Source organism: Kitasatospora sp. NPDC054795 (assembly GCF_053611565.1).
In genome coordinates, this window is sequence record NZ_JBSHAP010000075.1 from 1 (window position 1) to 14,684 (window position 14,684).

Below are 14,684 nucleotides of genomic sequence, written 5' to 3' on the forward strand. Positions count from 1 at the left end.
GGCCTCCGCGCCGGCCGCCGTGGCCGCCGAAGCCGTGCCCGAACGGGCCGCCCATCGGCCGGCCGGGGCCGCCGCCGCCGAACGGCGGGCCGAACCCGCCGAACGCCTCCCGGCCCTCGACGCCCTCCCCGGGCATCCCCCGGAACTCCGGGCCCGGGCCGCGGCGCCGGCCGCCGCCCGGGCCGCCTCCGCGCGGGCCTTCCCAGCGGAATCGCATTCCTTGACCGTCCGAGCGCATCGCGCCCACCTCCGTCTCCACGGTTCGACGAGGCAGTCGAGTTACTGTCTCGATAGCTCGACGATATATCGGTGACTGTCGCTCGTCAACGGATTCCGACACGCCCACGGAGCACGACGCATCCCCCGTCCAGCCGCTACGGTGGCGGGCATGGCCGCAGAACGAGACCTCGCGACGCTGCTGCGCGCAATGAGCCCGCAGCTCAACCCGGGGCGGTACGTCTACTGCACGCTCCCCGCCCGGGTGCCCGCCGGCATGCGGCCGGTGGTGACCGTCGCCGAGCCCGAGGGGGTGACGATGGTGGTCGCCCAGGAGGAGGCGGACGCGCTCGGGCTGCGCTACGAGTACGTGGCGGCCTGGATCACCCTGCGGATCCACTCGGCGCTGGAGGCCGTCGGGCTGACCGCCGCGGTGTCCGGCCGACTCGCCGAGGAGGGCATCAGCTGCAACGTGGTGGCCGGTTTCCACCACGACCACCTGTTCGTCGCCGCCGACGACGCCGACCGCGCCGTCCGCGCCCTGGAGGACCTCTCCGCCCGCTCCGCCTGAGCCCCCGCCGCTCGCCCCGGGTGGCCGCCGCCGACCGGGCCTTCGACACTGGGAGACGAGCCGCCCCGCCGGGACGGCCCCACCGGAAGGAGACGGCCGCCATGGCCATCTGCGTCACCTGCGGCAACGACTACTGGCTGGCCTTCGAGATCAAGACGGTCACCGGCGACACCTACACCTTCGACAGCTTCGAGTGCGCCATGGAGAAGCTCGCCCCGCGCTGCGAACAGTGCGAGGTGCGCATCGTCGGCCACGGCGTCGAAGTCGCCGGCATGTTCTTCTGCTGCGCCAACTGCGCCCGCGTCAACGGCGGCCTCGGCGACCAGATCCGCGACGCCGTCGGCGCCCGCCCCGCCTGACCCGGCGGGGCCCCGCGCCGGACGGCGGGGAGGGAAAGGGGCGGAAGAGTCGGCCTGTACGCCGGGTTCTGTCTCCCGGGTTGCTTGCGCGGCCCGGGGAGGCGGCCATCCATCTAGGGCTGCCGTTGCCGACAGCCTCGTGCGGTCCACCCGCGGACTCGGGCGAGCAGCCTTCAAACGTCCGCGCACGGTGCCCGAGGGCACCGATCTTGACCTTGCTCCAGGTGGGGTTTACCTAGCCGGCCGGGTCACCCCGGTCGCTGGTGGTCTCTTACACCACCGTTTCACCCTTACCCACCACGAAAAGCGGTGGGCGGTCTGTTTTCTGTGGCACTGTCCCGCGGGTCACCCCGGGTGGGCGTTACCCACCACCCTGCTCTGTGGAGCCCGGACGTTCCTCGGCGGGTCTGGGACCCGTCGCGACCGCCCGGCCGGCTCTTCCGCCGTAGTGGTCATGGTAGCCGCTCGGGCGGCGCCTCCCGTACACCGGACCGGACGGCCGGCGGCTCGGCGCCGAGGCGGGCGGCCACCCGGGCGGCCGTCGCGCTCGCCCAGGCCGTGGTGGTGACCAGGCCCAGGACGAGGACGGCGCCGCCGAGGCCGACCAGGATCCACCAGCCGGCGTGGCTGGCCCGGGCGAAACCGGTCGCGACCGGCCCGACCACGGCCGAGGCGACGACCGTGCCGATCACCGCCACACCCAGCGACTGGCCGATCTGACGGCTGGTCGAGGCGACCGCGGCCGCCACGCCCGCCTGGGCGCGCGGCATGCCGGACACCGCGGCGTTGGTGATCGGCGCGTTCACCATGCCGAAGCCGAAGCCGAACAGCCCGTACGCGGCCAGCAGCAGGGCGGGCGGGGAGTCGGCGGCGAGCCGGGTCAGCAGCAGCCCGCTCGCGGCGAGGCCGAGCCCGGCCGCGACCAGCGGCAGGCGCGGGCCCCGGCTCGCGACGATCCGCCCGGACAGCGGCGCGCAGACCAGCATCATCCCGGCCATCGGCAGCGTCCACAGGCCGGCCTCGACCGGGCCGTAGCGGCGGACGTCCTGGAGGTAGAGGGTGTTGAGGAAGAGGAAGCCGCCGAGCGCGGCGAAGGCGCAGACCGCGGTGACGGTGGCGCCGGTGAACGGCGCGCTGGCGAAGAACCGCGGGTCCACCAGCGGCTCGGCCACCCGGCGCTCCCAGAGCGGGAAGGCGATCAGCGCGGCCCCGGCGGTGGAGGCCAGCGCGAGGATCAGCGGGGACGTCCAGCCGTTGGCCGGCCCCTCGATGATCGCGGCGGTGCCGCAGCCGAGCAGCACGATCATCAGCAGCTGCCCGACCGGGTCCAGCCGGCGCGCCCGGGGCGCCCGGGACTCGGGCACGAAGCGGGCGGTCAGCGCGATGGCGACGAGCGCCACCGGGACGTTGATCAGGAAGATCGACGGCCAGCCCGCGCCGTCCACCAGGAAGCCGCCGAGCAGCGGGCCGAGCGCCATCGAGATGCCGACCACGCCGCCCCAGACACCGATCGCCCGGGCCCGCTCCTTCGGGTCGGTGAAGGTGTTGGTGATGATCGACATCGCCACCGGGTTGAGCATCGAGCCGCCCACCGCCTGGAGCGCCCGGAACGCCACCAGCCAGCCCAGGCTCGTCGCCTGGCTGCACAGCAGCGAGCCGAGCGCGAAGCAGACCAGCCCGGTCTGGAACACCCGGCGGCGACCGAAGCGGTCGGCCACCGAGCCGAACAGCATCAACAGCGAGGCCAGCACCAGGGTGTAGGCGTCGATGATCCACTGCAGCCCGGACGCCGGGGCGCCCAGGTCCCGCTGGATCACGGGCAGGGCGATGTTCACCACGGTGTTGTCGAGGCCGACGATGAACAGGCTCAGGCAGCAGATCGCCAGGACGAGCAGACGGCGGCGGGGGCCGGGCGCGGGCCCGGGGGCAGGCACGGGCGCGGCGGCGGCGCGGGGCTGGGGGGCGGGCACGGACCGATCCTCCCACCGCGGGGCGGCCCGGGGCGGGTTGGCGGCGCGTCCGGGTGGCGCGTCCGGGTGACGCCTCCCGGGCCGCGACGCCCCCGGCCAGGGGGGTGGCGCGGCCCGGCGGCCCCGGCGGGACTCAGCGCCCCAGCAGGGACTTCAGGTCCTTGGCGGCGAGCGCGACCGCGCCGTCGTAGCCCCCGGTGGCGAGCCGGAGCATGAAGGCCACGGCGTCGTCCGGGTGCGGGTCGGTGTACGGCTCGCCGTTGTAGTCCAGGAACAGCAGCATCGCCTCGAAGGCGGTGCGCTTGTTGCGGTCGATCAGGGGGTGGTTGCGGGCCAGGCTCTGGCCGAGGGCCGCCGCCTTGGACCAGAGGTCCGGGTAGGCGTCCTCGCCGAACAGGCTCGCCTGCGGGCGGGCGATCGCCGAGAGCAGGCCGCCGAGGTCGCGGACGGTCTCCGGACCGCCGGCGAGGTAGGTGACGTCGTCGAGGTCCAGGTACTCGGTCACAGGTCCTTGAGCCTCTCCAGCGTCTCCGCGTTGGCGGTGCGGATCCGGGCCACCATGGCCGCCCGGCGCTCGGCCCTGCTCTCCCGACCGGCCTCCCGACCGGCCTCCGGAGCGGCCTCCGGAGCGGTCGGCCCGGTGAGCGCCCTGGGGACGTCGGACTGGCGGACCTCGAAGGCGAGTTCGGCGGTGTCCGCGCCGTCCGGCGCCCCGGTCACCCGCACCCGCCCGGCCATCACCGCCTGCGCGGCCGCCCGCAGCGCGAACTCCAGTGCCGTCCGGGTCTCGGCCGGCAGGCCCGCGGGCAGGCGCACGGACAGGGACTCCTCCACGGCGTCGTCGTCGCCGGGCACCAGGTCCAGGGGTCGCAGGGTCATCGCACTCACGCTCCTCGCCGCTCACCGTACTGGTGAACGCCCGGATGCCCCACCGAATTGCCTGCCGCGTCCGCCCGCGGCGGGGCGGTCGAGGGGGAACGGGCGGGAGCGGGAGCGGCGGGGTCCGTACGGCGGGCGCAGTAGGGTTGCGGGGTTCGTGTGCCACAGATCGTCGAGGAGTCCGCTGTGCTGGTGCTGTTGCCGCCCTCGGAGGGCAAGGCCGGATCCGGGGACGGCGGGCCGGTGGCGCTGGAGCGGCTGTCGCTGCCCGGGCTGACGGCGGCGCGCGGCGCGGTACTGGACGCACTGGTGCGCCTGTGCCGGGGCGACGAGGACACCGCCGCCGAGGTGCTCGGTCTCTCCCCCGGCCTGCGCGGCGAGATCGCCAAGAACGCCGGACTGCCGACGGCCGGGGCCCGCCCGGCCGGCGAGGTGTACACCGGGGTGCTGTTCGACAACCTCGGCCTGGCCACCCTGGACGCCGCCGCGTACGACCGGGCCGAGCGCTCGCTGCTGGTCTTCTCCGGCCTCTGGGGCGCCGTGCGGATCTCCGACCGGATCCCGTCCTACCGCTGCTCGATGGGCGTGAAGCTCCCGGAGCTGGGGGCGCTCGGCGCGTACTGGCGGAGCGTGACGGCCACCGTGCTCCCGGAGGTCGCGGACGGGCTGGTGCTGGACCTGCGCAGCTCCGCGTACGCGGCGGCGTGGAAGCCGGCCGGCGAGGTGGCCTCCCGGACCGCGACCGTCCGGGTGCTCCAGGAGCGCGACGGCAAGCGCACCGTGGTCAGCCACTTCAACAAGGCGACCAAGGGCCGGATCGTCCGGGACCTGCTGCTCGCCGGGGCCGAGCCGAAGACCCCCGGCGAGCTGATGGACGCGCTGCTGGAGCTGGGCCACCAGGTCGAGCTCGCGGCGGAGGGCACGGCGCGCAAGCCGTGGCAGCTGGACGTGGTGGTCACGGACGTGCACTGAGCACGTCCGTGACCGGCGGGTCAGCGCAGGTGCGAGGTGTCGTTGAGCAGCCGCAGCGAGGCGTTGCCGTCCGCGTAGTACTGGACGGCGCAGATCGAGGCGGCGGACAGCTCCATCCGGTACATGGAGTCCGGCGGGGCGCCGAGCGCCAGCCGGACCAGGGTCTTGATCGGGCTGACGTGCGAGACCACCAGGACCGTCTTCCCCGCGTACCGGGCGATGATCTTGTCCCGGGCGACGCCGGCCCGGTGGGTGAGCGTGGTGAAGCTCTCGCCGCTGCCGGTCGGCCTGGCCTTGGCGGAGCCGAGCCAGGCGGTCAGGTCGTCCGGGTACCGCTCCCGCACCTCGGCGAAGGTCAGGCCCTCCCAGTCGCCGAAGTCGACCTCGCGCAGCCCGTCCTCGTACCGGACCTCCAGGCCGAGCCGGGCGGCGACGGTCTCGGCGGTCTGCCGGGTGCGGCGCATCGGGGAGGCGACGACCGCCTGGACGCTGCCGCGCGCGGCCAGCGCCTCGGCGGCCCGCTCGGCCTGCCAGCGGCCCTTGTCGGAGAGCTCCGGGTCGCTGCCGCCGCTGCCGGAGAAGCGCTTCTCCGGGGTGAGCGGGGTCTCGCCGTGGCGCAGCAGGACGAAGGTGGTGGGGGTGCCGAGGTCGGCCGGGGCCGCCCAGCCGGCCTTGGGCGCGGCGGTCTCCAGCGGGGGTTCCTCGACGGCGGCCGCCGGCTTGCGGGGCTCCCACTGGCGCCCGGCCTTGCCCGCGTCCATCGCCTCGTTGGCCAGCCGGTCGGCGTCCTTGTTCCGCTCGCGCGGGATCCAGGTGTACGTGACCCGGGCGCGCGGGAGGACGGTGCGCGCCTCGGCGGCGAGCGGCTGCATGTCGGGGTGCTTGATCTTCCAGCGCCCGGACATCTGCTCGACGACCAGCTTGGAGTCCATCCGGACGTCCACCGAGGCGTCCGGGTCCAGCTCGCGGGCCGCCTTGAGCCCGGCGATCAGGCCCTTGTACTCGGCCACGTTGTTGGTGGCGTGGCCGATGAACTCGGCGGCCTCGGCAACGATCTGCCCGGTGTCCCCGTCACGGACCACCGCGCCGTAGCCGGCCGGCCCCGGGTTGCCCCGGGACCCACCGTCGGCCTCGACGATGAAGCGGGCCGCCACCGGCTCAGACGCCCGAGTCCGAGGTGCGGACCAGGATCCGCGAGCAGTTCTCGCAGCGGACCACCTTGTCGGCCGGCTCGGCCTTGATGGCGTTCAGCTCGGTGATGGAGAACTCGGTGCGGCAGCCCTCGCAGCGACGCTGGTAGAGGCGGGCCGCGCCGACGCCGCCCTGGGTCTCGCGCAGCTTGGCGTACACCTTCAGCAGGTCGGCCGGGATGACGGCGGCGACGGTCTCGCGGTCGCGCTTGACCTTGTCGGCCTCGCCGTCGATCTCGGCGAAGGAGGCGTCGCGGCGGCCCTCGGCCTCCTTGAGCACGATGGTGGAGTGCTCCAGGCGGGCGGACAGCTCCTCGACCCGGGTGTTGGCGCTCTCCTGGCGCTCCATGATCTCCAGCACGACCTCCTCCAGGTCGCCCTGGCGCTTGGCGAGCGAGCCGATCTCGTGCTGGAGGTTCTCCAGGTCCTTCGGCGAGGTGATCGCGCCGGAGTCCAGGCGCTGCTGGTTGCGGGCGGCACGGGAGCGGACCTGCTCGACGTCCTGCTCGGCCTTGGTCAGCTCGCGGGCGGTGTCGCCCTTCTGGGCCTCGGCGGCGACGACGAGGTCCTTGAGCGCGGTGTGGTCGGCGGTGGCCTTGTCGATCTCGGCGTGCTCGGGCAGGCTCCGGCGCCGGTGGGCCAGCTGGTCGAGCTTCGAGTCGATGGCCTGGAGGTCGAGCAGGCGGATCTGGTCGGCGGGCGCGGCGTTCAAGCGGAGAGCTCCTGTGAATCGGGTCAGGCGGTGAAGGACATGGGGGCGTGCGCGGTCCACGGGTCGGTGACCCGGTGGGAGACCTTGGTCTCCACGGCCCAGCCGCGCTTGTCGGCGACGGCCAGCAGGGCCCGCTCGGCCAAGGTGAGCCAGGGCCACTCGGTGGCCCAGTGGGCGGCGTCGAGCAGCGCGACGGGCGCCGCCTCGGCGGCCTCGGAGGCCGGGTGGTGACGCAGGTCGGCGGTCAGGTAGGCGTCCACGCCGGCCGACCGGACGTCGGCGAAGAGGCTGTCGCCCGAGCCGCCGCACACCGCGACCCGGCTGACCAGCCGGGTCGGGTCGCCGGAGACGCGGACGCCGGCGGCGGTGGCGGGCAGGCCCTTCGCCACCTGCGCGGCGAAGGCGGAGAGGGGCAGCGGGGGCTCCAGCAGGCCGATCCGGCCGGTGCCGCGGCGGCCCAGCGGGTCGGTCGGGTCCGGTACCAGCGGGCCGGTGACCCGCAGGCCCACCGCCTCGGCGAGCGCGTCCGAGACGCCGGGGTCGGCGTGGTCGGCGTTGGTGTGGGCGACGTGCAGGGCGATGCCGTTGGTGATCAGCGTGTGCACCACCCGGCCCTTGAAGGTGGTGGCGGCGACGCTGGTGGTGCCGCGCAGGTAGAGGGGGTGGTGGGTGACCACGAGGTCGGCGCCCCACTCCACGGCCTCGTCGACGACCGCCTGGACGGGGTCGACGGCGAAGAGCACGCGGTTGACCTCGGCCTGAGGGTCCCCGCAGACCAGGCCGACGGCGTCCCAGGACTCCGCCCACTGCGGCGGGTAGACCTCTTCGAGCGCGGTGATGACGTCGGACAGTTTCGGCACCTGTCGAGACTACCGTGCGCGCGGGCGCGGTCGGGCCTCGGCCGTTCGGCGGGCTGCCGGGGGAGTCGCGGCGGCTGTTCGGACGCGGGAGCTGCGGGCGTACGGGTGCGCGTCAATCTGTGACGGGAGGCGCCCGACGGGCCCGCGCGCCCTGTACGCGGCCGCGCGCCGGGCGCCCGTTACTCACAGCAGGGTTCTCGTACGAATTCGAAACCATGCCTTGATCACCCTTACGAGTGAAGTGACCGGCTCTGCGTTGAGGCTTCGGTTGGCTCGAAAGTAACTTCACTCCTGCGAACGGGAGTTGCACCGGCGGCGGCCACGACCCGGAGTCGGGCGGATGCCGCGCGGGCCGGACGGGATCCGGGTGAGCACTCCCGTGCCGGGGCGGCACCGCCGCCCCCTCCGGGGAAACCGATCAGGCCGGGCCGCCGCCCCGGGTGCCGCGAGCAGTGGGCACCCGGCGCGGCGGCGGAGACGAAGGGATGTGGTGGCGGATGAGGGCGGGCACATCGCTGCGTGCGGCCGGGGACAGGGGATCGGTGGAGCCCGGACCGGATGCGGCGGGTTCGTGGCCGGAGACGACACGGGCGGCACTGACCGCCGCCGTCCGGCACGGCACGAGGGGCGGGATGTTCCTCGGCCGGGAGGTGTCGAGCGGCGCCGCGCGCCCGGCCGGCGCCACCGGGGTGGGCGGAGCATGAACGTGGCCACCCGGACCGTGACCCAGGCCCTGCGCCGGCTGAGCTTCGCCTTCGCCGCCGACGGCAGCCACGCCGCCTGCCTCGCCTCCTCGGCCGACAGCGGCTGGTACGTGGAGAGCTGGCGGCTTCCGCAGGACGGCGGGCCGGCCGCGCCGACCCCACTGGCACTGCCCGGCAACCGCTCGGAGAGCCTGCGCTCGCAGCTGGTCGCCCTGCCGGACGGCTCGGTGCTGATCTGTCGGCACGACGGCGACCGGCACGACCTGGCCCGCCTGACGCCGGGCGAAAGCTCCGCCGTGGAGCAGCGGTCGGGTGCGCTCAGGATGGCCGGACTGCGGGTGCTGCCGCTCCCGGCACCGGCCGGGGCCGGGCCCCGGACACCGGTGGCGGTCGCCCTCGGCAGCGACACCCGCCCGGCGACCACCGCCTGGCTGGTGCGGACGGACGGCAGCGAGCCCGAACAGGTCGCCGAGATCCCCGGGTTGCACGGCGGCGGCACCTGGCTCGACCGTACGGGCACGCTGCTCGCGCTGGACCGGGTGAACGACGGCCTGGTCCGCAGCGTGGTGCTCGACCTGCGCACCGGTCGCACCACCCCGCTGCTGGAGATCGGCCCGCACAGCAACGACCGCCTCGTCCTGTTCGACCCGGAAAGCCGGTTCGCGATGGTGCGCAGCGACGCGCCCGGCACCGACCGGCTCGGCTGGGGCCTCCTCGGCACCGGGGAGCCGCTGCGGTTCCCGGAGTGCCTGCACGTCGCGGGCATGCTCCTGCGGCCGGTGGCCCTGCGGGTGGCGGCGGACGGCCCCCGGGTCGCGGTGCAGATCGACCACGGCGCGGGCTCGACACTCGCGCTGTGGCGGCCCGCCGCCGGACGACTGGACCCGCTGCCGGCGCCGCCCGGGCGGCTCGGCGCGGTCGGCCACTGGGGCGAGGCCGGGCTTCGGCTGCCGTACTCCTCGCCCGACCGTCCGACGGCGCTGGCCACCCTGGACGTCGACGCGCTGCTGGCGCACGGCCCGCTCCCGGCCGCCTCCGCCCCGGTGCCGCTGCCGCTTCAACTCGCGCCGCTGGCCTCGGGGTTGCCCGGCCCGTGGCGGGACACCGTCCTGCCCTGGCAGCCCGGCGGGATGCGCCCGGTACGGACCGCACCGCCCGGCTGGCGGCTGGACGGCAGCACCTCGCCCGGCGACGGCGGCCGCTGGCAGCCCGCGCAGAGCCTCGAACTGGCGGGCCCGGCAGGCCCGTTGGAGGCCGTGGTGTACGGCGGGGACACCTGGCTGAGCAGCCCGCACCTGGTACTGGCGCTGCACGGCGGCCCGGCGGACGCCTGGCGGCTGGAGTTCGACCCGGCGCTGCAGCGGATGGCCGCCGAGGGCCTGGCGGTGGTCGCGCCCAACCAGCGCGGCTCCACCGGCTACGGCGTGGCGCACGCGCTGGCCATCCGGGGCGCCTGGGGCGGCCCCGACCTGGACGACGTCCTGTACCTGCTGGACGGCATCGCGGGCCAGCGCGCCGCCCTGGGCCTGGAGCCGCCCGCCCTCTTCGGGGTCAGCTACGGCGCCTTCCTGGCGCTGCTGGCGGCCGCGCACGCGCCGGCCGGGCAGGTCGCCCGCTGCGCGGTGGTCGCACCGTTCCTGTCCGGCGCCCGGCTGCTGGCCGAAGCGGCGCCCCCCGTAGGGGCGTTGGCCACCCGCCTGGGCGGTGGCGAGCCGATCTCCGACGCCCGCGGACCGCGCGACGTCCTGCAACTCGCACACCGGCTGAGCGCGCCGCTGCTGATGGTGCACGGCAACCGGGACGAGGTCGTGCCGGTGAGCCAGTCCCGGGCGCTGCGGCACGAACTGCTGCGGATCGGCCGGGTCGAGGGCGAGGACTTCCGGTACGTCGAGGCGGCGGGCTCCGGGCACGAGGTGCTCGCCGACGAGGGCGCCGCCGTCCTGCACGAGCTGCTGGCCACGTTCCTGCGGACCGGCCGTCCGGGCTGATCCGCCGCCCGCCCGCCGAGGATCACAGACTCCCGGACCCTCCCGCACGACCGGGCGGCCCCGGACGCCGTGCTGGGCGATCCGAGTGAACTCTCCGCAGGTGAGCGCGGGCTGTCGGCCCGGCCCGGCGGCCTCCGGGCACCGCCCCGGTCCACCGCGAGCCGGTGCGCCGCCGACCCGGCCCCGGGCCCCGGACCAGCACGGGACTCGCGTCAGGATCTCGATAGGATCTCGCCCGTCCCGGCCGTTATGGTGGCCGGGGCCGGGCCGCGATCACCGGCTACGGGCGCGTACCGAGCACCCGATCGGGGACCCGACCGTGCGCCACCGGCGCCGGCCGGGCGCCGATGACCTGCACCCTCCGCACGGAAAAGACGAATCTCATGTCCGACACCCTCACCGACACCACCGGACCCGCGGTTACCGGGACCGACGCCGACGAGAAGACGGCCAAGGACACCTGGTCGCACGGCCGCCACCGCGGTGGTTCCGCCGACGACGACAGCCCGGAGACCGACCCGCACGGCCGCCACCGCGCGGCGGGCGCGCGGGGCTGACCGCACCACCACCAGGGCGTCGGCACCAAGGGCACCGCGCAGCAGCACCGCACGGAGGCGCCGCGCCCGAGGGCCCGCCGGGAGAGCACGGACTCCCCCGGCGGGCCCTCGCTCTTCCCCGGGCCCCGCCCGGCCGTCCCCGGAACCGCCCCCGGCCCGGCCCTCAGTCCGTCGTGACGACCGTCCGCAGCGCCTCGCCGCTGCGCATCTGCGCGATCGCCTCATTGACATCCGCGAGCCCCACCCGGTGGCTGACCATTCCGTCGAGGTCGATCCGCCCGGCCCGCCAGAGGTCCACGACCAGCCCGATGGTGCGCGTCACCGTCGCCCCGCCGTACAGCGAGGGCAGCAGGCGCTTCTCGTTGAAGAACAGCTCGCCCATGGTGAACTGCGCGAGGTCGTCCTGCGCGCCCGCGCCGATGACCACCACCGCGCCGCCGCGCCGGGCGGCCTCGTAGCCGGCCCGGACGGTGGCCGCGCGGCCGACCGCCTCGAAGACGTAGTCGAAGCCGCCGCCGGGCAGCGTCCTGGCCGCCGCCTTCAGTTCCTCGGGCGCGATCGCCTCGGTGGCGCCGAAGGCCAGGGCGCGCTCGCGGCGCGAGGCCACCGGGTCGACGACGGTGATCCGGCCGGCGCCGCAGACCCGGGCGCCCTGCACGGTGGCCACGCCGACCCCGCCCGCCCCGATGACCGCGACGGAGGCGCCGGGCTCGACCCGGGCGGTGTTCACGGCGGCGCCGATGCCCGTGGTCACTCCGCAGCCGATCAGCGCGGCGGCCTCGTAGGGGAGGTCGGCGGGCACCTTGATGACGGCGTTCGCCGCGACCACGACCTCCTCGGCGAAGGCCCCGGTGCCGTAGAAGCCGGAGGCGTTCAGCTCGCCCTCGGCGATCCGGAAGCCCGGGGCGCCGAGGCCGCGCAGGCTGGCGATGCACAGGTGGCCGCGGTCCCGGCGGCAGTGGTCGCAGCGGCCGCACGGGGCCATCCAGCAGAGCACCACCCGGTCGCCGGCGGCGAGGCCGGTGACGCCCTCGCCCACCTCCAGCACGTCCCCGGCGCCCTCGTGCCCGGGGACGAACGGCGCGGGCTGCGGCAGCACGCCGCTCATCGCGGAGAGGTCCGAATGGCAGAGGCTGGCGGCACGCATCCGGACCCGTACGGTGCCCGGCCCGAAGCCCACGGCCGTCACGTCCTCGCGGACGTCGAGGGTTTCCTGGCCGGTCTTGTGCAGGACGGCTGCGCGCATGGTGCTGCTCCCCGGGTGCCTGGTGTTCCTCGGATCGGCGGTCGCGCCGATTCTGGCACGGGCGACGCGGCGCGACGAGAACGCGTTCCACAACATCCGACCGGCGGCACTGTGCGAAGCCGCTGTCCTTCCGCCACCGGAACACGCCATGATCACCACCGTGTCGATATCCCCGCCGACGTCCCCACTGACGTCGCCTCCGATGTCTCCGCCGATCTCCCCGGAGCAGCCCGCCCACGGCGGGCCCTGCCCCCGCTGCGACGCCGTGCTGACCGCCGACCGGCGCTTCACCGCCTGGTGCCCGGCCTGCGACTGGAACCTGTCCCCCGGTCAGGACGGCGCCGCCGCCCCGGCGCCACCGCCACCGCTACCGTCGAGTAGGGTCCGTGCACGTCCGCCCGCGTCCCGACCCCCGAGGAGCACCGCATGTCCGACCTGCTGCTGAGCGCCGAGCCGGCGCCCGAGGTGCTGGCGGCGTTCGAGGAGGCCACCGGGTTCATGCCGGTGGACGAGGGGCTCGCGCTGTACGCGGCGGCGGTGGCGGTGGCGCGCGGCACCGGGCTGCCGGTGCTGGAGATCGGCACCTACTGCGGCCGCTCGGCGATCCTGCTCGCGGCGGCGGCGCGGGAGGCCGGGACGGTCGCGCTGACCGTCGACCACCACCGCGGTTCGGAGGAGCAGCAGCCCGGCTGGGAGTACCACGACTCGACGCTGGTCGACCCCGAGGTCGGGCTGATGGACACCCTGCCGAGGTTCCGCCGCACCCTGCACGCCGCCGGGCTGGAGGAGCACGTGGTGGCGCTGGTCGGCCGTTCGCCGCGGATCGCCGCCCTGTGGGGGCGCCCGCTGGGCCTGGTGTTCATCGACGGCGGGCACACCGACGAGCACGCGACCGGCGACTACGAGGGCTGGGTGCCGCACCTGGCGCCGGAGGGCCTGCTGGTGGTGCACGACGTCTTCCCGGATCCGGCGGACGGCGGCCAGGCCCCGTACCGGGTGTACCTGCGGGCGCTGGCCGAGGGCTTCGAGGAGGTCTCGGTGACGGGCTCCCTGCGGGTCCTGCGCCGAGCCGCCCGGTAGCGCGTTCGTTCCCGCGTCCCCGCACCGATGCTCTAACGTCGTGCCAGGGCTGTCGGGCGGGGGTTCGAACGGTACGGTGGCCGCGCAGCACCAGGCAGAGCGCAGAGCATCGGCGGACGGTGGGGGCCAGCAGCGACATGACGGACCAGCAGAACAGCGCTCCGGCGGTCTGGGACCCCACCGCGCGAGGCGGCGCCGGCGGCTGGGTGCGCGGCCCGCAGCGCCCGGCCGACGCGCAGTCCGCCCCCGGGGCTCCCACCGCCCCCCAGCCTCCCGCAGCCCCGCAGTCCGCGGCTCCGCAGGCCGCCGCCCACCCCGGCCCGATGGCCCCGCCGCCCGGGCCCGGCGCCGTCGGCGACCAGGGACCGCCGCTGGGCGCCCGCCCGTACCTGGCCGCCTCGCCCGGCTACGATCCGCCGACCGCCCGGCTGTTCCCCGCCGCGCCGCCGCCCCCGGCCGCCCCGCCCCCGGCCTCGCCGTTCCCCTCCCACGCGGGTCCGCAGTCCCCCGCCCCGCAGCAGGCACCGCAGCAGGCCCCCGGCTACGACTACCTCCTGCAGCCGCCCGCCGCCCCGCCGCAGTCCCCGTACGGCGCCCAGCCCCCCTACGGCACCCGGCCCGACCGTCCGACCGGCCACGGGGACGACGAGGACCGGCCCACCAACCGCAGGACCCCGCTGCTGATCGGCCTGGCCGTGCTGCTGGTGCTGGCGCTCGGCGGCGGCCTGCTGTTCGCCCTCCAGGGCGGCGACAAGGACGACCGGGCCGCGCCCGCCCCGGCCTCCGCCCCGGCGACCGGCCCGGACAACCTGCCGCCCGCCCCCGCGCCCACGGGCGCGGACGGCGCGCCGAGCGCCGCCGCGAGCGCCTCCGGCTCACCCACCGGCACGCCGTCCCCGACCGCGACCGGCCCCGGTCCGGCCGCCGGCACGCAGGCCCAGGCGCTGGACAGTCTGCTCAGCGAGGGCGAGAACGCCAAGGCCCCGATCGGCAGCGCCGTCGCCAAGGTGACCAGCTGCCCGCCGAAGGCCGACATCGAGAGCGCCGCGCAGGACTTCGACAACGGCGCGAGCCAGCGGGCCGCCCTGCTGGCCAAGCTCTCCCAACTGACCGTCACGGACGTGCCGGGCGGCGCGGACGCGGTGAACTCGCTGAAGTCCGCCTGGCAGCTGTCGGCCGACATCGACAAGGCGTACGCGAGCTGGGCACGCGCCGTCGCCGCCCAGGGCTGCACCGGCAGGGCCCCGGCCACCCCTGACAAGAAGCGCGCGGACGAGCTCAACCCGAAGGCCACCCAGGCGAAGACGGACTTCATGACCAAGTGGAACGTGATCGCGAAGAACTACGGTCTGACTCCGCGCACCCAGGACAGGATCTGAC

The 14,684-nt window shown here is 75.6% G+C and carries 14 protein-coding genes, 1 other RNA gene and 1 pseudogene; 7 read left to right on the forward strand and 9 right to left on the reverse strand.

Annotation, left to right across the window (positions count from 1 at the left end; translation table 11 throughout):
• Positions 1 to 217: pseudogene (locus ACWGJO_RS25305) on the reverse strand (hypothetical protein); the annotation flags it as partial.
• Between the two features lie 171 nt (positions 218 to 388).
• Here ACWGJO_RS25305 and ACWGJO_RS25310 point away from each other — a divergent pair.
• The gene (locus ACWGJO_RS25310; RefSeq protein WP_359896909.1) at positions 389 to 787 is read left to right on the forward strand and encodes an ACT domain-containing protein; all 399 of its coding nucleotides are present in this window, start codon (positions 389 to 391) and stop codon (positions 785 to 787) included.
• 101 nt (positions 788 to 888) lie between these two features.
• Positions 889 to 1,146 (forward strand): Prokaryotic metallothionein, encoded by a 258-nt coding sequence (locus tag ACWGJO_RS25315; protein WP_452187114.1) that lies wholly within the window; start codon positions 889 to 891, stop codon positions 1,144 to 1,146.
• A gap of 41 nt (positions 1,147 to 1,187) precedes the next feature.
• Here ACWGJO_RS25315 and rnpB read toward each other — a convergent pair.
• From rnpB to ACWGJO_RS25335, 4 genes are all read right to left on the reverse strand, one after another.
• Positions 1,188 to 1,585, reverse strand: an RNA gene (gene rnpB, locus ACWGJO_RS25320) — RNase P RNA component class A.
• Between the two features lie 13 nt (positions 1,586 to 1,598).
• Positions 1,599 to 3,080 carry a DHA2 family efflux MFS transporter permease subunit gene (locus tag ACWGJO_RS25325; protein WP_452187174.1) on the reverse strand — a complete coding sequence of 494 codons (1,482 nt, stop codon included), beginning with the start codon at positions 3,078 to 3,080 and terminating at the stop codon, positions 1,599 to 1,601.
• Between the two features lie 169 nt (positions 3,081 to 3,249).
• Positions 3,250 to 3,621, reverse strand: a complete 372-nt coding sequence (locus tag ACWGJO_RS25330) for a type II toxin-antitoxin system death-on-curing family toxin (protein ID WP_387689392.1) — start codon at positions 3,619 to 3,621, stop codon at positions 3,250 to 3,252.
• Positions 3,618 to 3,995 (reverse strand): hypothetical protein, encoded by a 378-nt coding sequence (locus ACWGJO_RS25335; RefSeq protein ID WP_452187117.1) that lies wholly within the window; start codon positions 3,993 to 3,995, stop codon positions 3,618 to 3,620. The genes ACWGJO_RS25330 and ACWGJO_RS25335 overlap by 4 nt, the downstream gene beginning before the upstream one ends.
• Positions 3,996 to 4,181: 186 nt before the next feature.
• On the opposite strand from ACWGJO_RS25335, the gene yaaA reads away from it, so the two are divergent.
• Positions 4,182 to 4,967, forward strand: coding sequence for a peroxide stress protein YaaA (gene yaaA, locus ACWGJO_RS25340; RefSeq protein WP_452187119.1), 786 nt, complete (start codon positions 4,182 to 4,184; stop codon positions 4,965 to 4,967).
• 20 nt (positions 4,968 to 4,987) lie between these two features.
• On the opposite strand, the gene ACWGJO_RS25345 is transcribed toward yaaA, so the two are convergent.
• From ACWGJO_RS25345 to ACWGJO_RS25355, 3 genes are read right to left on the reverse strand one after another with little or no spacing between them, the layout of a single operon-like run.
• Positions 4,988 to 6,121, reverse strand: coding sequence for a bifunctional RNase H/acid phosphatase (locus ACWGJO_RS25345; protein WP_452187120.1), 1,134 nt, complete (start codon positions 6,119 to 6,121; stop codon positions 4,988 to 4,990).
• 4 nt (positions 6,122 to 6,125) lie between these two features.
• Positions 6,126 to 6,869 (reverse strand): zinc ribbon domain-containing protein, encoded by a 744-nt coding sequence (locus tag ACWGJO_RS25350; RefSeq protein ID WP_452187122.1) that lies wholly within the window; start codon positions 6,867 to 6,869, stop codon positions 6,126 to 6,128.
• 23 nt (positions 6,870 to 6,892) lie between these two features.
• Positions 6,893 to 7,729 (reverse strand): Nif3-like dinuclear metal center hexameric protein, encoded by an 837-nt coding sequence (locus ACWGJO_RS25355; RefSeq protein ID WP_452187124.1) that lies wholly within the window; start codon positions 7,727 to 7,729, stop codon positions 6,893 to 6,895.
• Between the two features lie 700 nt (positions 7,730 to 8,429).
• Between ACWGJO_RS25355 and ACWGJO_RS25360 the strand changes: the two genes are divergently transcribed.
• Positions 8,430 to 10,421 carry an alpha/beta hydrolase family protein gene (locus ACWGJO_RS25360; RefSeq protein WP_452187125.1) on the forward strand — a complete coding sequence of 664 codons (1,992 nt, stop codon included), beginning with the start codon at positions 8,430 to 8,432 and terminating at the stop codon, positions 10,419 to 10,421.
• A gap of 383 nt (positions 10,422 to 10,804) precedes the next feature.
• Complete coding sequence (locus ACWGJO_RS25365; RefSeq protein WP_452187127.1) at positions 10,805 to 10,978, forward strand: hypothetical protein; 174 nt, start codon at positions 10,805 to 10,807, stop codon at positions 10,976 to 10,978.
• Between the two features lie 163 nt (positions 10,979 to 11,141).
• On the opposite strand, the gene ACWGJO_RS25370 is transcribed toward ACWGJO_RS25365, so the two are convergent.
• Positions 11,142 to 12,224, reverse strand: a complete 1,083-nt coding sequence (locus ACWGJO_RS25370) for an alcohol dehydrogenase catalytic domain-containing protein (protein ID WP_452187129.1) — start codon at positions 12,222 to 12,224, stop codon at positions 11,142 to 11,144.
• Positions 12,225 to 12,650: 426 nt separating this feature from the next.
• Between ACWGJO_RS25370 and ACWGJO_RS25375 the strand changes: the two genes are divergently transcribed.
• Together ACWGJO_RS25375 and ACWGJO_RS25380 are read left to right on the forward strand one after the other, a co-directional pair.
• The gene (locus tag ACWGJO_RS25375) at positions 12,651 to 13,304 is read left to right on the forward strand and encodes a class I SAM-dependent methyltransferase (protein ID WP_359896888.1); all 654 of its coding nucleotides are present in this window, start codon (positions 12,651 to 12,653) and stop codon (positions 13,302 to 13,304) included.
• 137 nt (positions 13,305 to 13,441) lie between these two features.
• Positions 13,442 to 14,683, forward strand: a complete 1,242-nt coding sequence (locus ACWGJO_RS25380) for a hypothetical protein (protein WP_452187131.1) — start codon at positions 13,442 to 13,444, stop codon at positions 14,681 to 14,683.
• The last annotated feature ends 1 nt before the right edge of the window (position 14,684 follow it).